The 22,565-nt window shown below is 37.6% G+C and carries 18 protein-coding genes; 1 reads left to right on the top strand and 17 read right to left on the bottom strand.

What is annotated here, in order from left to right; translation table 11 throughout:
* Positions 1–920: 920 nt before the first annotated feature.
* From HMPREF9145_RS06850 to HMPREF9145_RS06785, 14 genes are all read right to left on the bottom strand, one after another.
* The gene (locus HMPREF9145_RS06850) at positions 921–1,265 is read right to left on the bottom strand and encodes a hypothetical protein (RefSeq protein WP_021825619.1); all 345 of its coding nucleotides are present in this window, start codon (positions 1,263–1,265) and stop codon (positions 921–923) included.
* Positions 1,266–1,344: 79 nt separating this feature from the next.
* On the bottom strand, positions 1,345–1,641 hold the full coding sequence (locus tag HMPREF9145_RS06845) for a winged helix-turn-helix domain-containing protein (RefSeq protein WP_021825602.1): 297 nt from the start codon (positions 1,639–1,641) through the stop codon (positions 1,345–1,347).
* A 163-nt stretch (positions 1,642–1,804) separates the two neighbouring features.
* Positions 1,805–3,562 (bottom strand): aspartate--tRNA ligase, encoded by a 1,758-nt coding sequence (gene aspS / locus HMPREF9145_RS06840; RefSeq protein ID WP_021825595.1) that lies wholly within the window; start codon positions 3,560–3,562, stop codon positions 1,805–1,807.
* Positions 3,563–3,792: 230 nt separating this feature from the next.
* Complete coding sequence (gene pdxT / locus HMPREF9145_RS06835; RefSeq protein ID WP_021825553.1) at positions 3,793–4,362, bottom strand: pyridoxal 5'-phosphate synthase glutaminase subunit PdxT; 570 nt, start codon at positions 4,360–4,362, stop codon at positions 3,793–3,795.
* Positions 4,359–5,240 (bottom strand): pyridoxal 5'-phosphate synthase lyase subunit PdxS, encoded by an 882-nt coding sequence (pdxS, locus tag HMPREF9145_RS06830; RefSeq protein ID WP_021825556.1) that lies wholly within the window; start codon positions 5,238–5,240, stop codon positions 4,359–4,361. Before pdxS ends, pdxT begins: the two co-directional genes overlap by 4 nt.
* A gap of 19 nt (positions 5,241–5,259) precedes the next feature.
* Complete coding sequence (locus tag HMPREF9145_RS06825; RefSeq protein ID WP_007133902.1) at positions 5,260–6,210, bottom strand: hydroxymethylpyrimidine/phosphomethylpyrimidine kinase; 951 nt, start codon at positions 6,208–6,210, stop codon at positions 5,260–5,262.
* Between the two features lie 96 nt (positions 6,211–6,306).
* Positions 6,307–8,451 (bottom strand): alpha-amylase family glycosyl hydrolase, encoded by a 2,145-nt coding sequence (locus HMPREF9145_RS06820; protein WP_021825550.1) that lies wholly within the window; start codon positions 8,449–8,451, stop codon positions 6,307–6,309.
* Positions 8,451–9,338: an ACP S-malonyltransferase gene (fabD, locus tag HMPREF9145_RS06815; RefSeq protein ID WP_021825561.1), complete on the bottom strand. Its 888-nt coding sequence runs from the start codon at positions 9,336–9,338 to the stop codon at positions 8,451–8,453. Before fabD ends, HMPREF9145_RS06820 begins: the two co-directional genes overlap by 1 nt.
* Before the next feature lie 149 nt (positions 9,339–9,487).
* Positions 9,488–10,006, bottom strand: coding sequence for a 50S ribosomal protein L9 (gene rplI, locus HMPREF9145_RS06810; protein ID WP_021825563.1), 519 nt, complete (start codon positions 10,004–10,006; stop codon positions 9,488–9,490).
* Between the two features lie 17 nt (positions 10,007–10,023).
* A complete protein-coding gene (gene rpsR, locus HMPREF9145_RS06805) occupies positions 10,024–10,296 on the bottom strand; it encodes a 30S ribosomal protein S18 (RefSeq protein ID WP_007133906.1) in 273 nt (90 codons plus the stop codon).
* Positions 10,297–10,298: 2 nt separating this feature from the next.
* On the bottom strand, positions 10,299–10,643 hold the full coding sequence (rpsF, locus tag HMPREF9145_RS06800) for a 30S ribosomal protein S6 (protein ID WP_007133907.1): 345 nt from the start codon (positions 10,641–10,643) through the stop codon (positions 10,299–10,301).
* Positions 10,644–11,009: 366 nt separating this feature from the next.
* Positions 11,010–11,708, bottom strand: a complete 699-nt coding sequence (gene rprY, locus HMPREF9145_RS06795) for a response regulator transcription factor RprY (RefSeq protein WP_007133909.1) — start codon at positions 11,706–11,708, stop codon at positions 11,010–11,012.
* A gap of 45 nt (positions 11,709–11,753) precedes the next feature.
* Positions 11,754–13,316, bottom strand: a complete 1,563-nt coding sequence (locus tag HMPREF9145_RS06790) for a sensor histidine kinase (RefSeq protein WP_007133910.1) — start codon at positions 13,314–13,316, stop codon at positions 11,754–11,756.
* A gap of 166 nt (positions 13,317–13,482) precedes the next feature.
* The gene (locus tag HMPREF9145_RS06785) at positions 13,483–15,645 is read right to left on the bottom strand and encodes an elongation factor G (protein WP_021825621.1); all 2,163 of its coding nucleotides are present in this window, start codon (positions 15,643–15,645) and stop codon (positions 13,483–13,485) included.
* A gap of 137 nt (positions 15,646–15,782) precedes the next feature.
* On the opposite strand from HMPREF9145_RS06785, the gene hemW reads away from it, so the two are divergent.
* Positions 15,783–16,937 (top strand): radical SAM family heme chaperone HemW, encoded by a 1,155-nt coding sequence (gene hemW / locus HMPREF9145_RS06780; RefSeq protein ID WP_021825545.1) that lies wholly within the window; start codon positions 15,783–15,785, stop codon positions 16,935–16,937.
* A gap of 846 nt (positions 16,938–17,783) precedes the next feature.
* Here the strand turns inward: hemW and HMPREF9145_RS13715 are convergent.
* The 3 genes from HMPREF9145_RS13715 to carA all read right to left on the bottom strand — a co-directional run bounded on the left by HMPREF9145_RS13715 (position 17,784) and on the right by carA (position 22,530).
* Positions 17,784–17,951, bottom strand: a complete 168-nt coding sequence (locus HMPREF9145_RS13715) for a hypothetical protein (RefSeq protein WP_007133913.1) — start codon at positions 17,949–17,951, stop codon at positions 17,784–17,786.
* A gap of 270 nt (positions 17,952–18,221) precedes the next feature.
* Positions 18,222–21,446 (bottom strand): carbamoyl-phosphate synthase (glutamine-hydrolyzing) large subunit, encoded by a 3,225-nt coding sequence (gene carB / locus HMPREF9145_RS06775; protein ID WP_021825603.1) that lies wholly within the window; start codon positions 21,444–21,446, stop codon positions 18,222–18,224.
* Between the two features lie 7 nt (positions 21,447–21,453).
* Entirely contained in the window at positions 21,454–22,530 is a 1,077-nt protein-coding gene (gene carA, locus HMPREF9145_RS06770; protein WP_021825592.1) for a glutamine-hydrolyzing carbamoyl-phosphate synthase small subunit, read from the bottom strand.
* Positions 22,531–22,565 lie beyond the last annotated feature (35 nt).

Raw genomic sequence — 22,565 nt, 5'->3', positions numbered from 1 at the left:
TTATAGAGTGGCTTTTTTATTCTATCATCATACCAATAGAAACATCATCACGGCCCACCTCTACCCTATCCGTAGACTTCAAAAATAGAATTTGAAAACAATATTTTCTATTGGAAGGAAACAACACCAAGAATTTCAAGCTACAACACCATTCAGTAAGGCAAAAAAGAGTTTTGCCAATGCTTCTGTCAACGACATAAACGCAAAATGAAGAAAATAATCGCTCCTGTCAACGACATAAGCACAAAATGAAGAAAATAATCGCTTCTGTCAACGACATAAGCGCGAAATGAAGAAAATAATCGCTTCTGTCAACGACATAAGCATGAAAAAAAGAAAATTGGTGCTTCTGACAACGACATAAGCATGAAAAAAAGAAAATTGGTGCTTCTGACAACGACATAAGCATAAAAAAAGAAAATTAGGTGCTTCTGACAATGACATAAGCACGGAATGGAGAAAATAAATGCTTCTGACAACGACATAAGCATGAAAAAAAGAAAATTGGTGCTTCTGACAACGACATAAGGACGGAATGGAATTTTTTTAGTGCTTAAGCGCGGCGCGGAAAGACGTAAAAGAGATTTTTGGTGTTTAAGCGCGGCGCGGAAAGGCGAAAATAGAAAAAACCATGTTTCTGAACATTTCAGAAACACCAAAAAGAAGTTTTTCACGCTTCTGAACATTTCAGAAACACCAAAATGAAGATTTTCACGCTTCTGAACATTTCAGAAAGGCCAAAAAGAAGTTTTTCATGCTTCTGAACGTTTCAGAAAGACCAAATGGAAGTTTTTCGCGCTTCTGAACGTTTCAGAAATACTTAAAAAAGAAGAATTGCCGTTAGCGCATAACTTTCTATCACAATATGGCGTAAAAAGAAGGGAGATGACGCGCAATTTTAGACACATTGCGTTTTGGGCCTAAAAATCATCAAATAAAGATAAAGATTGGTCAACAGCTGCTTCCTGTGAATTCTCCTTCTCATCATATTCATCTTGAAATTGCAACATTAGTTGTTGAGAATGTTCATTGCGCAAATTAATACGATACACGCCGCGCAAATCGGTTCGCTCTATAATGGAGTCAGCACACTTAGAATTGCGTTTCAAATATTGGCCTACATAAGCATAAACCTCATCGAAACTGACATTAGAAAACAAGGTGTTATGGGCATTGTGAACATGGCGCGCAATCTTCTTGACCGACAATCCATCATTGCCAGCCTCAGCTAAAACTTTTAATATTTCGTTATTATAGATTTGCATAACCAATCGAAAAAAAGGGGAACTGAACGCTTATAGTCAGTTCCCCTTCCTCTTGACTCAATATTCTCTTCAGTGAATATTATGCGAGTGTCATCAAATTGTTCTCGTCCTTAACTTTGCCCTCTTTGAAGAGCCAGCCAATACCGAGATAAACTTCTTCAGTGCTAATCTTTGCAGCTTTAGCAATCTCAACTACAGAGAGAGCCTTACCTGCTGCTGCCAAAGCCTGGTAAACATCACCGGCACGGAAACCTACATTTTCAGCATTGATAGACAATACAGACTCTTTTGCTGTGTCCTTCTTAGGCGCAGCGACCTTCTTTGTTGCAGCCTTCTTTGCAGGCGCAGCCTTTGTTGTTGCTTTCTTTTCTGCCATAACTAACAAATTAATTAATCTTTATCATAAATGTGAGCGTATCATGTCAAACATTTAAGTTGACAGCACAAAAGTAATTATTATTTTTTAAATCGACTAAGCTTGTGTAAGAAAACTTACAAGCCCTTATCATAGAGAGCTATTTTCTTGACATATATCAACATTACTCTTTGATATCGAGCTTAAGCTGCAACTCGTCTAATTGTTTCTGATCTAACGTTCCTGGAGCATCAAGCATCACGTCACGTCCACTATTATTCTTTGGGAAAGCAATGCAGTCACGAATAGAATCGAGTCCGGCAAGGATACTTACAAAGCGATCTAAGCCGAAAGCAAGGCCTGCATGAGGTGGTGCTCCATATTTGAAGGCATTCATCAAGAAACCAAACTGCGCCTCAGCTCGTTCTTTGGTAAAGCCAAGAACTTCAAACATCTTCTCCTGAAGTTGTGTGTCGTGGATACGAAGTGAGCCTCCTCCAACTTCAATACCACTGCAAACAAAGTCATAAGCTTTAGCACGCACCTTCTCGGGTTGGCTTTCAAGCAGTGGGATGTCGTCGGGATTAGGCATTGTAAATGGATGATGCGTTGCCATGAGACGCTGCTCTTCATCACTCCACTCAAACAATGGGAAATCAATAATCCAAAGGCATTTAAAGACGTTTTTATCGCGAAGGCCAAGTCGATCACCCATTTCAAGACGCAAAGCACAAAGCTGGATGCGTGTTTTATTGGCGTTGTCTCCACTAATAATCAGCACAAGGTCGCCATCATTGGCCCCCATGACCTTCTTGATTTCAAGGAGTTCGTCTTCACTATAGAACTTGTCAATTGAACTCTTAATAGTTCCGTCGGTGTTATATTTAATGTAAACAAGTCCTTTCGCACCAACCTGTGGTCGCTTGACAAAGTCTGTCAACTCATTAAGTTGCTTGCGGCTGTAGTCTGCACAACCTGGAACACAAATACCACCAATATATTTCGCTTCATCAAACACTGAGAAAGTGCCCTTTCCTGCAAAAGCATCCTTGAGTTCAACAAACTCCATTCCGAAACGCAAATCAGGTTTATCACTACCAAAACGCTTCATTGCTTCGTGCCATGTCATTTGTTGTAGCTTGGGCAACTCAACTCCGCGAATCTCTTTGAACAAGTGGCGTGCCATCTCTTCGAACAAATTGATGACATCATCTTGGTCAACAAAACTCATCTCGCAATCGATTTGAGTAAACTCAGGCTGACGATCGGCACGCAAATCTTCATCTCGGAAGCACTTTGCAATTTGGAAATAACGATCAAAGCCTGCAACCATCAACAATTGTTTCAGTGTTTGTGGACTCTGTGGAAGCGCATAGAACTGGCCAGGATTCATGCGACTTGGAACAACAAAGTCGCGTGCACCTTCTGGCGTACTACCAATAAGTATCGGAGTTTCTACTTCAATGAAGTTTTGAGAATCTAAGAAGTTGCGAATCAAGATTGTCATACGATGACGCAACTCTAAATTCTTTCGCACCGCATTTCGACGTAAATCAAGGTAACGATACTTCATACGGATGTCGTCACCTCCATCTGATTCATCTTCAATGGTGAATGGAGGAGTTAATGAAGGTGAGAGAATTTGAAGTGTCTTTACTAAGATTTCAATATCACCTGTGTCTATCTTTGGATTCTTACTCTGGCGTTCACTGACAACACCCTTTATCTGGATGCAATATTCACGACCGAGTTTGTTGGCAGCATCACAAAGAGAATGATCATCAGCTTCATTAAAAACAAGCTGTGTGATACCATAACGATCACGGAGATCAACAAAGGTCATACCTCCCATCTTTCTTGATCGCTGTACCCATCCAGCCAAAACTACTTCTTTTCCAACATCAGAGAGACGAAGCTCTCCACATGTATTTGTTCTATACATAATACGTATGTGTTTATTATCTTTCTACTAAGTTGCAAAGTTACAAAATAATATTGAATCTGAATACCAATCAAATGATTAAAACAAGAACATTATCATACTTCCAAACTAAAATAATAACCTTTATTATCTATATACAAAAAGGAAACGTTCCTCTATACGCACACAGAGAAGAACGTTTCCTGTTATAGAAACAAATGATTTGGACAACATTCTCAATGTTAGGGAAGTTATACGTTGCCTTGAATCATTTGCAAGAAGTATTTATGCACAAATGTGTTTTCAGTGAGTTCTGGATGAAAGGCTGTTACAAGTTGTTGTTGTTCACGAGCTGCAACAATTCTGCCATCTACCTCAGAAAGCACTCGAACACCATCATTTACCTTACTAATATAAGGCGCTCGGATAAAAGTCATGGGAACCATAACGTCGGCAAACGAAGCTTCTGTATTGAAACTCCCCAATTGTCTGCCATAAGCATTCCGCTTAACCTCTATATCCATAGTAGCTATTCGCTCATTCGATTCATGCTCAACCTGCTTGGCCAGCAGTATTAAGCCTGCACATGTGCCAAACACAGGAAGTCCGTTTTGAATAGCTTCACGTATAGGAAGCAAAAGATTTTGTTTGCCCAGTAAAGATGCTTGAACAGTACTCTCTCCTCCGGGAATAATCAAAGCATCTTTCGACTGTTGCCAGTCTGCAAGCTGACGAACTTCAAAACTTTCGACACCTAATCGATGGAGCATCTGCCGATGTTCAGCAAACGCCCCTTGTAATGCAAGAACTGCGATTCTCATTTTCCGCGTTCAGCCATTAGAAGTTCTATTTCATCTTCATTAATTCCTACCATAGCCTCCCCTAAGTCTTCACTAAGTGCAGCAAGACAAGCAGGATCATTATAGTTGGTTACAGCTTGAACAATGGCAGCAGCACGCTTTTCAGGATTACCACTCTTAAAGATTCCGCTTCCAACAAAGACTCCTTCTGCCCCCAAAAGCATCATCAATGCTGCATCTGCAGGTGTAGCTACACCACCAGCGGCAAAGTTTACAACAGGCAAATGATTATGGTCATGTACAAATTTAACAAGATCGTAAGGTGCTTGCAACTGCTTAGCTGCTTCAAAAAGTTCATCTTCAGCCATACTTGATAGTCGATGAATCTCACTTTGCATCAATCGCATGTGACTTACAGCCTGTACAACATCACCTGTACCAGGCTCACCCTTTGTGCGAATCATCGTTGCACCTTCTGCTATTCTACGCAGAGCCTCGCCTAAATTACGTGCTCCGCATACAAAAGGAACATTAAATTGAGTTTTATCAATATGATAAATATTATCTGCAGGAGATAAAACCTCACTCTCATCAATATAATCTATGTCGATAGCTTGAAGAATCTGTGCCTCTGCAATATGTCCAATTCGGCACTTAGCCATAACAGGAATACTTACTGCTTCTTGGATACCTTTAATCATCTTAGGGTCACTCATTCTTGATACTCCTCCAGCTGCCCTAATGTCTGCAGGGATTCTTTCTAATGCCATAACAGCACAAGCACCGGCAGCTTCTGCAATTTTCGCTTGTTCGGGAGTTGTTACATCCATAATAACACCACCCTTCAACATCTGTGCAAGGTTCCGATTTAATTCTTGACGTTCATTCTTATTATTCATATTCTTTGTATTAATTAAATTATTCATGTTGAAGTTTTCTATATTCTGAAGGAGAAATCCCTTTTATTTTATGGAAAAACTTAGAAAAATGAGCTTGATTGGAAAAGCCAAACTCATAGGCAAGCTGTTGAATTGTTTTAGAAGTCTCTGCCGTAAGAGATTTGGATAGCTGGTCAACTATATAATCATCAATAATTGCTTTTGGTGACTTTGAAACCACGCGTTTACAAACCTGAGCTAAGTATCGTGCAGAAACATTCATACAATTAGCATAAAAAGCAACATCACTGTTTGTCTGATAATTCTGATGTACTAAGTGGATAAACTCGTGAAACAATTCTAAACTCCTACCATTAAGTGGGCTTGGCGAAACCATTGATTGTTCAACATACTTTCGAGCAAGCTGAAAAGCCTCTTCATTAGACTTTCCTTTCTGCAAATAAACAGCTACAGCACTGGTAAAAACATTCCGAACACCATGTCGTTTGATATCTTCTATGAAGTAAACATTAGGGAATGAGCACTCACCTAAAAGCAAATCATTCTCTGAATGCTGAATAATAATAACAGAACAAAGTGGTAAGAGACATGATCTAATCTGCGAGATAACATCTCGACTCATCAATTTCTCCTTCAAAAAAGAACTGATAACAGGATCAAAAACAACATGCTTTGGCTTATACTTCACAATCGTATTGACAATGACATTCAACATTTCAACACTCCGAATCATACCGATTTTGATTACAGTAGGTTGAACATCATTGACAATTGCCTCTATCTGAGCTGCAACAATATCACATGGGATATCATAAAAACACTGGATGCCAAGCGTGTTCTGAATCGTTATTGTCGTTATTGCAGACACTGCATGACAACCTAATGCAGTTATCGTTCTTACATCTGCTTGCAAACCTGATTCACCAGTGCCGTCACTTCCCGTTATCGTTAATATCGCAGTCTGATTCATTAAATTAGAAATTAGATTACAAAGTAAAAGAATAAATTGCACAAAAAGAAATGATGTTCTCCTTTTGACAAAGAAAACATCATTTTAAATAAACTTCTATTGGATAACTTTGAAACGTATCCTAAAGGAATGGTTTGATTCATCCCATTTCGTACCAAGCATTTCAAAACGCCCAATTTGTGAAGTAGAACGAACATGCTTACCTATACAAGGACAGATATCAAATGTCCCTATATGAACCAAACGTAACATTTCTGATACATCATTTGGTAACCTGTCAAGAGTAACACCATCTGGAATATGCGCTCTATCAACAAGTTCGTAAGTAACAGGTAAGTCTTCTTGAATAAGTTCATTCATCCTCCTTTCAATTTCTTTTTCTTCTTGTCTTGTAGGTTTATGATTCAAGATAAAGCTCATCTTGCTCTTCTTCCTTTCAATATGAGCATTGTAACTCCTATCACAATGAAACATTTGAATCATTACTTGGTTGAGTAAATGTTCAGCAGTATGCGCTGGAGGGAACTCTTCTTTATTGTGTTCATTAAACAAATAATCATTATTCTTCATACTCAAATCAAACTTAAACACTCCACAACCATAAGCGGGAACTGTCACACGAACAGCCGAGTCGCATCTTAAATCTAAATTAAAGAATTTACCACTCAATAATTCCTGCGATACAATCTTCATCTCGGGAAGATGCCAAAAATCGAATGCATGTGAAGGGATAATGACGTTTGTATCTTTTTTTTCATTAGAGAAATTCGCTACAATGAGTAATACGACGTTACCTTTCTTTCGCATAAATGCAAACTCTCTACATGAATCAAAGTGCTCACTATTAGGATTTGCATAAGTTAAATCAAAGAATTCACCTTCTTGAATTGCAACTTCTGTTCGAGAAATATGAAGTAGTTTACGATAAGATTCTGCAAGTTCTTTTTCTTCTTTTGTCAAGGACGGCGTCTCAGAGAAAGCACGTCGAAGTGTTGAAACTGACCAATAATCAAAAATTGTAGTTCTTCCATCTAAACCACTAAAGCCCTCTTTATCCATACCTCGCTCTCCAAACTCCTGCCCACTATAAAGCATAAAAGGATTTGTCCTCATAAAAAGAGCTACAGCTACAGCTGGAATTGCTTTATATCCTTCACCCGCAAAGAAATCACTCGCAATTCTTTGTTCATCATGATTTTCAAGAAAATAGAGCATATGAGAATTGATATCATCTGTTGCCTGCCACCAATGTGTAATCTCATTAGCACTTCTTACACCCGTAATAATGCCACGCAGGCAATCATACATACCCACTTTATCATACAAATAGTCAAAGCCATTAGCAATATAGCTACAATATTGTGACATATCGTAAACTTCTCCTATAAAGATTAATGATGGGAAATTTGCTTTAATGTTTCTAATTGCATAGTTCCAAAAATCTACAGGAACCATTTCTGCCATATCACAACGAAAGCCATCAATCCCCATTGATGCCCAATACAGAAGGATATTTGTCATTTTATCCCATGTTTCAGGACGCGGATTAAAATGATAACTACGTCCTCCTGCATCACAATAGTCTACACCATAGTTTAATTTTATGGTTTCATACCAATCATTTGATGCTGGATGTGCATCGAAATGATCATTTCCTGTAGCCTTAGCGGGAATCTCGTTGTATGTAGAATGTGCTGTGATTAAACTCAAATCAAGAGGCTCTCCCCAACAATAATAGAAATTATTAGATGGTGAAAATGCCATGGAAGAATTATCAGTAGCACCTATATCCTGTACATCTTGTGGTTTGCAAATAGATAAATACTCGCGTGCAACATGATTAGGGACAAAATCTATAATCACCTTCATTCCCGCAGTATGCGTACGATCAACTAATCGTTTCCATTCAGTCATTCGCAAAGAAACATTATCTGCAAGATCAGGATCAACATCATAATAGTCTACAATAGCATAAGGTGAACCAGCTTGTCCTTTCACAAGTTCAGCATGTTGAACAGGAATACCATGTATAGAATAGTCTGTTTGTGTTGCATGTCTGATGATTCCTGTAAACCAAATATGGGTAAATCCCATATCACTTAAAGTTTTTAGAGTCTTATCATCAAACGAAGAAAACTTACCACAACCATTTTCGGCAATCGTCCCGAATTCAGTTAATGATTCGTTCCGATTACCGAAAAGTCTTGGTAATACTTGATATATTAGTATTTTATCTTTCATTATGCAATGCCATGAGCATTAACATTCTTATCAATCCTACCAATCATCCCCTGAAGTGCCTTCCCCGGACCACACTCCGTAAAATCATCAGCACCATCATGAATCATGGTTTGAACACTTGCTGTCCAACGAACAGGACTTGTTAGCTGGGCTATCAAATTCAATTTTATCTCTTCTGCATCTGTATGCGGCTTTGCATCTACATTCTGATAGACTGAACATTTAGGTGACTTAAATGTTGTTTTCTCAATAGCTGCCTGCAATTCGTCTTTAGCAGGTTGCATTAAAGGAGAATGGAAAGCACCACTTACCTTTAAGGGTAGTGCACGTTTCGCACCAGCTTCTTTTAATTTTTCACATGCAACATTAACAGCATTGACATTACCTGAAATTACTAATTGTCCTGGACAATTATAATTTGCAGCTACTACAATATCACCTTCAGAACTAACAGAAGCACAAATCTCCTCAACTTTTTCGTCAGAAAGACCTATAATAGCAGCCATAGTACCAGAATTAATTTCACATGCCTTCTGCATAGCATTGGCACGAGATGCCACTAACCTCAAACCGTCTTCAAAATCTAAAGTTCCCGAAGCAACAAGTGCAGAAAATTCACCAAGTGAATGACCAGCGACCATTGCTGGATTAAAGCTGTCGCCTAAACATAATGCTTGAATAACACTATGCAAAAAAACTGCAGGTTGGGTCACTTTGGTTTCCTTTAATTGTTCATCTGTTCCATTGAACATTATCTCAGTAATCTTAAAACCAAGAATTTCATCTGCTCTATCAAAATATTTTTTGGCAAGTGCATTAGTCTCATACAAGTCCTTACCCATACCAACAAACTGAGCACCCTGCCCAGGAAATACAAAAGCTTTCATTATATGATATTTAAATGTTTATAATATTCTTTGCAAAGCTACAAAAAAAAAAGCAGAAACATGCAATAGAAAAAGAAAATCCCGAAAACAAACAAGTTGTTCTCGGGATTTATATAGATTTGCTTTACAGTGCAATAATTGTTATTCTATTATTCTGCAGCAGGTGTTTCTTCAACTTCAACCTCTGCTTTAGGAGTATCCTCTACTGCAACCTTCTCTACAGGAGCATTCTCTGGAACAACTATTACAGGTACCTTTACCTCTACTTCCTTATGGAAGTGCACTGTTGCCTCAAATTCGCCAACCTTTTTGATGTCATGCATCGTGATAATCTTACGATCAACCTCAATGCCTTTCTTTGATAACTCTTCTGCGACTGTAGCTGCATTCACAGAACCATAAAGAGCACCCGTTGCACTTACTTTCGCTGTAATTGTAAGAGAAACACCACTCAGAGCATTACCTTTCTTCTCAGCTTCAGCTTTAATAGCAGCAAGTTTGTGTGCTTGCTGTTTCAAATCTTCAGCTAAAACTTTCTTTGCTGAATCAGAAGCAATAACACCTTTACCTGTAGGAATCAAATAGTTACGTCCATAACCATTCTTTACATTCACAATATCATTCTTGTATCCAAGTCCGATAATATCTTCTTTCAGTATAATTTCCATATCAAAATCCTCCTTTATTACTTCATCAAATCGGTTACATATGGAAGCAAAGCAATCTGACGGGCACGCTTAATGGCTTGTGCCACACGACGTTGATACTTCAAAGATGTACCTGTAATACGACGAGGTAAGATTTTACCTTGCTCATTCAAGAATTTCTTCAAGAACTCAGGATCCTTATAGTCAATATACTTAATACCACTCTTCTTAAAACGACAATATTTCTTCTTACGAGTGTCGATTGAAGGAGCTGTCAAATAACGGATTTCTGTTTTTTTCTGCTCTGCCATAATTAAGCCTCCTCTTTTTTACCAAGTTTACTTCTGCGCTTTTCTGCATACTGTACAGCATACTTATCAAGACGCACTGTCATGTAACGAATTACTTTTTCGTCACGACGGAATCCTGTCTCAAGCGTGTTAACGATTGATGGTTCACCTTTAAATTCAACCAGGCAATAAAAACCTGTTGACTTCTTCTCGATAGCATAAGCCATCTTTTTCAATCCCCAGATCTCTTCATTCAAAATCTCGGCTCCATTATCTGTGAGGAGATTTCTGAATTTAGCGACCGTTTCCTTCATCTGTTCATCAGACAAAACGGGAGTCAAAATGAAAACGGTTTCGTATTGATTCATACTAATAAAATTGAAAAAATTATTATTTAAACGTTTAATTTATATTTGAAGATTAAATACTATTAGGCATTATATCTCCAAAAAGTTTTGCAAAATTACATTTTATTTGTGAGATAAACAAATTATTTTGTATTTTTGTGCCAAAATAAGATGAATGAAAAGGTTTGCTTTTACAAAAAGAAGACAATTACAAAAATTAGTAAACTTACCACTGGTATATTTAGGTGTCATTATTTTATGCATCCATCACATATTTAAATTATACCAGTCGAACTATTTACTATTTATAAGCTTGGTGCTTATCGTCATTGGTATTATTGGGCACACAATGAACGATAAGCACCAAAGTAGATATTAAATATTCAATTAATCCTCTTCTGGAGTAATCAACTTATATCCCTTGCCATGGATATTAATGATCTCTATTTGGGGATCATCTTTCAGATGTTTACGCAATTTGGTAATATACACATCCATAGAACGTGCATTGAAATAATTGTCATCTATCCAAATAGTTTTCAAAGCAAAGTCACGCTGCAAAATTTCATTGGCATGTGAGCACAACAAAGCAAGCAATTCGTTTTCCTTTGTAGTTAATTTTGTTTGCTTCTCTCCAATCACAAGCAGTTGTTTTTGAGTATCAAAAGTAAACTTGCCAATATGATAGAGTGTGCTTTCTTTATTTTTCTTACCACGAACTCTTCTCAAAATTGCCTCAATACGAAACACAAGTTCTTCCATAGAAAAAGGCTTAGTGATATAATCATCAGCACCAATCTTAAAGCCTTCTAATATATCTTCTTTCAAGGTTTTTGCCGTTAAAAAGATAATAGGTATTTCCGTATTCGCCTGACGTATCTCTTGTGCCAGTGTAAATCCATCCTTTTTAGGCATCATCACATCTAAGACACAAATATCAAACTTTGTCTTCAAAAACTCTCTATAACCGACTTCGCCATCTGGACAAAGTGTAGCGGCATAACCTTTTGCTTGTAAATACTCACGTAGAAGCATTCCCAAGTTCTCATCATCTTCACATAAAAGAATCTTCAATTTGTCTTCCATAACTTCATATTTTTAATGTTAGTAATCTTATTTATAACTCTATAATTAACTCTCAACATAGGGTAACTTAATCGTAAAAGTCGTTCCTTTTCCATATTCACTATCTACATGGATATCTCCATCATGCAAATCTACCATTTTTTTCACATAAGCAAGACCGAGACCAAAGCCTTTTACATCATGTACATTGCCTGTATGCACACGATAGAATTTATCGAATACTTTTTTTAAGTTCTCTTTTTTTATACCCATTCCAGTATCTCTCACAGAGACACAAACCTTCTTTCCTTCATTCCAAGTCCTCAAATAAACATTCAAAGGCTGGTCAGGATTCTTATATTTTACAGCATTATCCAAGAGATTAAAAATCACATTCTGAAAATGCATATCATCAACATAGATCATAGAGTCAACTGCTTCTATCTCTGTATAAACCTTTCCTCCAGTATGTTCTACACGCAAGGTGAACGAATTTCCAATGCTCTCTATCATCTCATTGATATCTATCTCACGCTTTTTTAATACAGCTTTCTTGCGATCGTACATGCTCATTTGCAATACTTTTTCAACAAGGAACCGTAAACGACGACTTTCATCATTAATAACGGAGCCCAAATGAGCCATCATCGATTCATTCTTCGTAACACTTTTATCATTTAACATCTGCGCAGCCAGAGATATACTGGCAATTGGAGTCTTAAGTTCATGCGTCATGTTATTTATAAAGTCATTCTTTATCTCACTATAACGTTTTGATCTAAAGATTATGACTATCGTAAAGATGAACGTTACCAACAACACCAATGTAAAGATTATACTCGGTATCATGAATCGAATACTCGAAAAAATATAATTATTCATATCTGGAAAATGAATCTTCACAACCCCCATTTTCGACTGAGGATCATTCCTAAACAGCACCTGTGAATAAGTAAATTCTTCCCCTTCATCCGAGTAATCTGGACAGCGATACACCTCTCTTCCATCCTGAGTTGAAACCGTAAAGTGATAAGGTATGTTGATACCATTATTCATTAGTTCCGCTCTCAAATCTTGATCAAGAAGCTTAAAATTAATGCGTTCCTTCAAGGGTTTATCCGAAGCAGAGTACAATATAGAATAAACGACTTCATCCAATAAGGCTTTCTGATAGACATAACGATTCTTAATAATCTCCTGTAAAGACTTAGAAGCCTCAGACAAAGAGTTCTTATCTGTCTTGAGAATCATTCCTTTTGGCATTGAAGCCGGTTTTGTCGCTATGGTTTTCAACTCAAATGATGAATACACCGTACCATCTTTACCTATAGTAGAATACTGGTGGCTCTGCTGAATTGTACCATCATTGGGTTGCCCCGAACGTGTACCAACGGAATCACGAACAAAAGAACGCCGCTCACTTTCCTTCACATCTTTCTCTAAATATCGAAGGGTTTCATTCAATTCAAGATTGCGTGAAGCCTGATAAAGAGCTCGGTTGACGGATTCATCAAACTGCTCCTTCTTCATTTCTGCCATCTCCTGTATATAGCTCAACTGCAGGAATAAGAGCCCCATAAATGAGATTCCCATGATGGTAGCAATTGTCCATATCGTTCTTTTCTTCATAATGACAAAGATAAACTAATCTTTAACAAGTTAACATGAATGTGTTAAAATAATCACCCTAATTTATTTAATTTAACAACATAATAATATTTTGATTACATATATACAATTACAAAGGGCGAGAACTATAATATTCTCACCCATTATATTTATTATCAAATAACTTTTAATCTTGTTCTTCTGCCAACTCTGCACTATGTTCACTAATCAAATTTGCCTGTAAATCTGTCGGAACAAGTTCATAACTTGCAAATTTTGCTGTAAACGATGCGCGACCACCTGTTAATGAGCTCAACGAAATGCTATAGTTATTCAACTCCTTCAATGGGATTTTGGCTTGCAACTTTTGATAACCAGCTTCTGCATCCATTCCCATAATCAATGCTCTTCGACCCTGAAGATCACTCATTACATCACCCATAAAATCAGAAGGAACAAATACTTCCAAATCATATATAGGCTCTAAGATCTTCGGTCCAGCATTACGGAAGGCATCAGCAAAAGCATGACGTGCAGCAAGCATAAACGAAAGTTCATTACTATCAACAGGATGCATTTTACCATCATACACTACTACACGAACGTCACGGGCGTAACTACCTGTCAACGGACCATGTTCCATACAATCCATGATACCTTTTAAAATAGCTGGCATAAAGCGAGAGTCAATTGCTCCGCCGACAACCGAGTTGATAAACACAAGTTTTCCACCCCACTCTAAGTCCACAACTTCCTTGCCTTTGATGTTTACTTTGAACTCTTGGCCATTGAAATTATACATTGTTGGATCGGGCATACCTTCAGCATAAGGTTCCACTATGAGATGAACCTCACCAAACTGACCTGCGCCACCACTTTGTTTCTTATGTCGGTATTCTGCTTTTGCTTTCTTGGTAATCGTCTCTCGATAAGGAATTCGAGGCTCCCCAAACTTCACTTGCAATTTTTCATTATTCTCTAAACGCCACTTCAAGGTTCTCAAATGGAATTCTCCTTGTCCATGAACAATAATCTGTCTCAGCTCTTTACTTTGTTCTACCACCCAGGTTGGATCTTCTTGATGCATCTTTACCATGGCAGCCATGAGCTTTTCTGTATCTTGCGAATTTACCGTTTTTATTGCTCGGCTGTATTTAGAATTAGGATATTTGATAAAATTATAATGCCAATCACAATCTTTTCCATTCAAAGCATTACCCGTTTTTACGTCTTTCAATTTCACGGTACAACCAATATCACCAGCGTTTAGCATATCAACTGCAATACGATTTGCACCTGCACACGCATAAATTTGCCCCATACGTTCGCGACTTCCACGGTCAGAATTGGTCAAATCATCACCCGGTTTAACCTGTCCACTCATAACTTTGAAGTAGCTAACTTCCCCAATATGCGGCTCCATTCCTGTCTTAAAGAAATACAAACTCGTGGGTCCTTCTGACGCAGGAACAACTTCTTCACCTCGTGAATTATGTTGTTTTGGCATTTCACTTACAAAGGGAACAACATTTCCAAGGAATTCCATCAAACGCTGAACTCCCATATCTTTTCCTGCACATACACAGAATATAGGGAAAATACTTCGTGTAATCAGGCCTTTCCGAATACCTTCTCGCAGTTCATCCTCAGTCAAAGTTTCATCTTCAAAGAACTTTTCCATCAAATGTTCGTCATTTTCTGCCGCTGCTTCAACTAACTTCTTATGAAGTTCTAAAGCCTTCTCCATTTCCTCTTCTGGAATATCTTCAACTATTGGTGCACCGCCTTCGGGTTTCCAAGAATATTTCTTCATCACCAAGACATCAATTAAAGCATTGAATCCTGGACCTGTTTGCAAAGGATATTGGACCTGTACACACTTCGAACCATAAATGTCTTGCATAGAAGAAATGATACTTTCAAAATCACATTTTTCACTATCTAACTGATTGATTAAGAAGATAACAGGTTTCTTGAGCTTTTCAGTATAACGGAAATTATTTTGAGTTCCAACCTCAGGTCCATACTGACCATTAATCAATATCAAAGCAATATCGGTCACATTCAATGAAGTTATTGCCCCGCCTACAAAGTCATCACTCCCCGGACAGTCAATGATATTCAGCTTCTTATTATTCCATTCAACATGAAATACCGTTGGAAAGACTGAATAACCATACTCTAACTCTACTGGAAAATAATCGCTTACAGTGTTCTTATTCTCAACACTTCCTCGACGTTTAATTATTCCAGCCTCAAAAAGCATACTCTCGGCAAGCGTCGTCTTGCCACTTCCCGCACTGCCAAGCAATGCAATGTTTTTGATTTCATTCGTCTGATAAACTCTCATATCAAAAGATTTAAAGTGTTAGTAATAATTTCATGGTTAGCAAAGACATTATATCTTTGTTGGCCCCTAAGTTAAAAAAAAAGACAAACCGACCAAGAATATTTTAGAAAATTAGTACTTTTGTAGTCAAAAATCACATGGCAGGCCTATATATCCATATTCCTTTTTGTGCAAGTCGATGCATATACTGCGGATTTTATAGTACTACGCAGCAATCACTTCAACAGAAATATGTTGATATGCTCTGTCATGAAATCGACCTCCGAGCGTCTGAGCTTTTCAACCTTAATACTGATTCTGACAACAAACTCCACACAATATACTTGGGTGGAGGCACTCCAAGTATGCTTTCTTCAGAACAATTAAACCAACTTCTCACACATATATATAAGGTATGGGGCAGCTTATCTGACTTGAAAGAACTCACCATAGAATGTAATCCCGATGACATTACAGAAGAATTTGCCATTCAACTTGCCGACTTAAAGTTTAATCGTGTTAGTATGGGAGCGCAAACTTTTAGCAATGAACGCCTAAAATTTCTTCACCGCAGACACAATCGAGAGGACATTTCCCAAGCTGTTACACGATTACGTCACGCTGGAATACAAAACATTAGCATTGATTTAATGTTTGGTTTTCCTAATGAAACAATAGTAGACTGGCAAAAAGATATTCGTGAAGCGATTGATTTGGGAGTTGAACATATATCGGCTTATAGCCTGATGTACGAGGAAGGGACTTCTCTTTTCAATATGAGGAAACATCAAAAAATTAAAGAAGTTGATGAAGAAACAAGTCTCTCCATGTACAATATCCTTATCAACGAGCTAACAAATGCAGGCTATGAGCAATATGAAATCAGTAATTTTGCCCGTCCAGGCTTCCGTAGTTTACACAATAGTAGCTACTGGCATGAAATTCCTTACATTGGACTTGGTGCATCAGCCCACAGCTATCTTGATGGGATTCGAAAATGGAATATCAGCAATCTCAAAAAATACATGGATGAAATTGCATGCAACAAACTTCCACAAGAGATTGAAGTTTTAAGCAAAGACACCCAATACAACGACTTAATCACTACTGCCCTACGGACCAAAGAAGGGATTGATCTCAATAAAATGAAAAATAAATATGGCGAAGAACGCTATAACTATTTAATGAAAGAAGCTCAACCTCATATCAATGCGGGGAAAATGAAACTTTCTAAACATCGTCTTTTCATAACAAGAATGGGCCTTTTTACATCCGATGATATTATGAGTGACCTTATTTATATAGCTGATTAAGATATTATTAAACTTTGTTGTCAACTTTATTATTAATGAATTGAACCATAAAACGCACTAAATTTAACTACTATATCAATTTAATTGTCCTATAAACAGATAGTAATAAAATGAGGATTCTAAGGTTCGATATAAATTTACAAAACAATTTATAAAGTCGAAATTTTCAAGTCTTAGCAAAATTATAGTTTAATAAACTACTACTTTTTACGGAATCATAACATCCTATGAATCAACACATTAATTAATACCCTCCGTTTTATCTTACCACAAACAAGAAAATTACAAATAATCTGCGTCAAACTATACAATAAAACATGCCTTTTTATACGATAATTTGATTCAAATAGAACGATAAACTGCATTACTTCACGCTACAAGAAAATTGATTATAAAAACAAATTCAATATAAAATTATAATAGAAAGCCTAAACATTACTTATAATGTAGTTTCTTTATGATAACAGGAATGGAATAGAAGTGATAGAATATAAGGCAATATTTTACAAAACGGCAAAAGAATAATCAAGAAAAAAGATAGTTTTTATTTGTGAAGTAGAAATCTATTTATGAAAGAATCAAAATCATCAATAACACAAATTCAGCTTTCAAACCTTATATAGTACTATCAAAAACAATAAAGCTAAATAGAATGAATTCGACATACAATATGCAGATAACGCATGTTGGAATTCATTACGCAATTTCATTCATAATAGAGTTTACAAAGAAAATCAATGAACCATGTCAAGAAATACATTTTCTCAGTTCAGAAATGAAACAAAAAAAACCGCTGAACAATTAAAGTTCAGCGGCAATCTCTCATTTTTCTACTCGTTTGCAAAATTACTTTGCAGTGTCAGCAGCAGCAGTATCAACAGCAGCAGTATCAGCAGTGTCAACCTGAGCTACAGAGTCTGAATCACCATTGTTTGCATTTGCTGCAGTTTTGTTACCACAAGATGCGAATGAGATAGCTGCAACAGCTACGAGTGCTAAAACTAATTTCTTCATTTTCTTTGCTTTTTAAATCTGTAAAACAATCATTTGTTTATTAAAACGATGCAAAGGTAACTATTTTTTTTAATTCACATTCATCTTTTAACTACTTTTTTTTACTCCGTATGTAACTTTTTATTAAGTTACTGATTATTAGTAATTTATAAACTGCAAAATATTGTTAATAAAATAACACCTTTTCTTTCACTCCAAAATTTAACAAAGAAAAAGGCACTCCATAAGTTCTAACAGAACCCCAGGAATGCCTCTTTTCGTTGTTATTTTTTAATATTCATTCCATGACTTGATGTCTATGTCGTCAAGTTTTAATGTGCAGAAAGCGTTTATAAAGGCACTGGCTAAACGACTATTCGTGATTAATGGAACATTAAGATCTATAGCCGCGCGTCTCACTTTGTATCCATTTGTCAACTCATGTACAGTAAGATTCTTAGGAATATTAACCACCATATCAATCTTATGCTCATGCAACAAATCTAAAGCTTGGGGAGTTTGTCCTGCTTCAGAAGGCCAATAAGCTCGTGTATTGCTTATACCGTTTTCATCAAGGAACTTACTTGTACCTCCTGTTGCATAGAGTTCATAGCCATTTTCTACCAGTTGACGCGCCGCATCAAGCATCTCCACCTTCTGCTTTGCTCCACCTGTAGAAAGGAGTATCGTCTTTTTAGGAATTCTTTGCCCTACGGCTAACATACTCTTTAATAGTGCAGCGTTCGTATCATCAGCCAAACAGCCAACTTCTCCCGTAGAACTCATGTCAACACCCAATACAGGATCCGCTTTCTGTAAACGATTAAATGAGAACTGGCTGGCTTTGATTCCAACATAATCAAGGTCGAACAAGTTCTTATTTGGCTTTTTGACAGGCAGTCCTAACATTACTCTTGTGGCCAACTCAATAAGATTAATCTTCAAAACCTTACTTACAAATGGGAATGAACGACTTGCACGAAGGTTACATTCAATAACAAGTATATCATTATCGCGAGCCATGAACTGGATATTGAATGGTCCGTTGATATGCAATTGCTTAGCAATCTGACGACTAATTCGCTTAACACGTCTAACTGTTTCTACGTATAGTTTCTGTGGAGGGAACTGAATCGTGGCGTCACCCGAGTGAACTCCCGCAAACTCTATATGCTCACTGATAGCATAAGCGAGTATCTCTCCGTTCTTTGCAACGGCATCCATCTCTATTTCCTTAGCGTGTTCAATGAATTTAGAAACGACAACGGGATGATCTTCACTTACATTTGCTGCCAATTGTAGGAAACGTTTAAGTTCTTCTTCGTTAGAACAAACATTCATGGCAGCACCCGATAAGACATAAGAAGGACGCACGAGAACAGGGAATCCAACTCGTTTAATGAACTCATCGATATCTTCCATACTCGTTAAAGCACTCCACTCTGGTTGATTAATACCATTTTCGGTCAGCATAGCAGAGAACTTTGCACGATCTTCTGCACCATCAATATCCTGTGCTTTCGTACCAAGAATAGGAACATTCTGAGCATCTAACTTCATCGCTAAGTTGTTTGGAATCTGGCCTCCCGTACTAACAACGACACCATGAGGATTCTCTAACTCTATAATATCCATAACTCGCTCGAATGTAAGCTCATCAAAATAAAGACGATCGCACATATCATAGTCTGTAGAAACAGTCTCGGGATTGTAGTTAATCATGATAGAACGCCAGCCTTCTTTACGGATTGTATTCAAAGCTTGCACCCCACACCAGTCAAATTCGACTGAACTACCAATGCGATATGCTCCAGAACCGAGCACAATTACAGACCGCTTATCATTCTCAAACACGACATCACTCTTCACACCTCCATAGGTTACATATAGGTAATTCGTCTGTGCTGGATACTCAGCTGCAAGCGTATCTATTTGCTTTACGACTGGAAGTATATCATAGAATTTGCGTTTATTGCGAACCAAAAGGGCTGCCTTATGCATGTTACCGATTTCATTTTCCAAGCCAATGGCACGTGCAATTTGGAAATCAGTAAAGCCATAAACCTTTGCTTCTCGCAGCAAATCACGATCTAAAGTATTTATATTTTGCTTCTTTAAAGCCTCATCTATATCAATGATATGCTTCAGCTTCTCTAAGAACCACTTATCAATCTTTGTGAGATTATGTATCTGATCTACAGAATAGTCTTTGTGCATAGCCTTTGATATGACAAACACACGTTTGTCTGTTGGCTCACGGAGTGCCGCATCAAGGTCGTTAATTTTTAATTCTTTGTTCTCAACGAAACCATGCATCCCCTGCCCTATCATGCGAAGACCTTTCTGAATAGCCTCTTCAAAGTTACGTCCTATCGCCATAACCTCACCTACAGACTTCATACTTGAGCCTAATTCTTTGTCTACTCCATGGAATTTTGAAAGATCCCAACGCGGAATTTTGCAAACCACATAGTCGAGTGCAGGCTCAAAGAAAGCATTAGTTGTCTTCGTAACTGAATTTTTTAATTCAAACAATCCATATCCAAGCCCTAACTTTGCAGCAACAAAGGCAAGTGGATATCCCGTTGCTTTTGAAGCAAGTGCAGACGAACGAGAGAGTCTCGCATTTACCTCTATTACACGATAATCTTCACTTTTGGGATCAAATGCATACTGCACATTACACTCTCCCACAATACCTATATGACGAACTATCTTAATCGACAATGCACGAAGCTTGTGATACTCGCTATTTGTCAATGTCTGTGAAGGGGCAATTACAATACTTTCGCCTGTATGAATACCCAATGGATCGAAGTTTTCCATATTACAAACAGTAACACAATTGTCATAACAATCGCGAACTACTTCGTACTCTATTTCTTTCCAGCCTTTCAAACTCTTTTCAACAAGCACTTGTGGAGAGAAAGAAAAAGCCTTTTCACAGAGCTTATTCAGTTCAGCTTCATCATCTGCAAAGCCTGATCCTAGTCCTCCTAAAGCGTATGCGGCTCGCACAATGACAGGATAACCAAGTGTAGATGCAGCCTTTCGTGCCTCCTCTACATTCTCACAAGCTTCACTTTTGATAGTTTTTACATCTATTTCATTCAACTGTCCAACAAACAGTTCACGGTCTTCGGTATTCATGATTGCGGCAACTGGTGTTCCCAAAACTTTGACCCCATACTTTGCAAAGATACCAGTCTTCTCCAATTCAACACCACAATTCAAAGCAGTCTGACCACCAAAAGAGAGTAACACGCCATCAGGTTGCTCCTTTTGAATAACTCGTTCAACGAAATAAGGCTGTATAGGAAGGAAGTAAATGTGGTCAGCTACTCCTTCAGATGTCTGTACTGTTGCAATATTTGGATTGATAAGTACAGTTTCTATGCCTTCTTCCCGAAGAGCTTTCAAGGCTTGTGAGCCTGAATAATCAAACTCTCCAGCCTCTCCAATCTTTAGTGCTCCTGAGCCAAGAAGCAATACTTTCTTTATCTTTTCGTCTTTCATCGTCTTTCTACTTTAAAGTTTTTACAAAGTCATCAAATATAAAAGCTGTATCAACAGGACCAGAACATGCCTCAGGATGAAATTGACATGTAAACCAAGGATTTGTCTTATGGCGTATGCCTTCATTAGAACCATCATTCATATTCACAAACAGCTCTTCCCAATCCTTATCTAAGGTTGCAGCATTCACCGCATATCCATGGTTCTGACTCGTGATAAAACACTTCTCACTACCTACCAAGCGTACAGGCTGATTATGTCCTCTATGCCCATATTTCAATTTATAAATCTCTGCACCTGCGGCTTTTGAGAGTAATTGATTACCCATACAAATACCACAAATGGGCTTAGTGCTTTGATTAATCTGTTTCTTAATGACCTCAACGGCATCCGAACACATATCAGGATCGCCTGGTCCATTGGCAAGGAATAAACCATCATATTCCATATTCGTATAGTCATAGTTCCATGGAACCCTAATAACTTCGATTCCACGATTAATTAAACTACGAATAATATTGGCTTTTACACCACAATCAACCAATATAACCTTCTTACCACCGCCTTCATTATAACGAATAATCTCTTTGCAAGAAACCCTGTTTACGAAGTTTACACCTTCATAATCAGCTTCTGGTATGTTGTCAGGTTCATCATCAAAGATGATCTTTCCCATCATCACACCATGTTCACGCAATACTTTAGTCAACTCACGAGTATCGATTCCCGTTATACCGGGTACGTGTTCACGCTTCAACCAATCAGCAAGACTCTCCACAGCATTCCAATGACTATAGTCTTTACTGTAGTCACTTACAATGATTGCTGAAGCATAAATCTTATCGCTTTCCATGAAAGTAGGAATTCCATTGGCTTCCATTGTAAATGGAGGAACACCATAATTTCCTACAAGAGGATAGGTTAACGCCATCAATTGGCCCGCATAAGAGGGGTCAGTCAGACTTTCTGGATAACCAACCATTGCCGTATTGAATACCACTTCACCAGCAACTGGGGCATCATAGCCAAAACTTTTGCCATGGAATTTACTTCCATCACTCAAGACTAAAGTTACGTTTCTCATTATATACCTTTATATAAGCTTTAAACAGATTATTA

This window comes from Segatella salivae F0493, from assembly GCF_000477535.1.
Lineage (GTDB): Bacteria > Bacteroidota > Bacteroidia > Bacteroidales > Bacteroidaceae > Prevotella > Prevotella salivae.
Note: the sequence above shows the minus strand (reverse complement) of the source record. Positions and strands in the feature narration are given on the sequence as shown.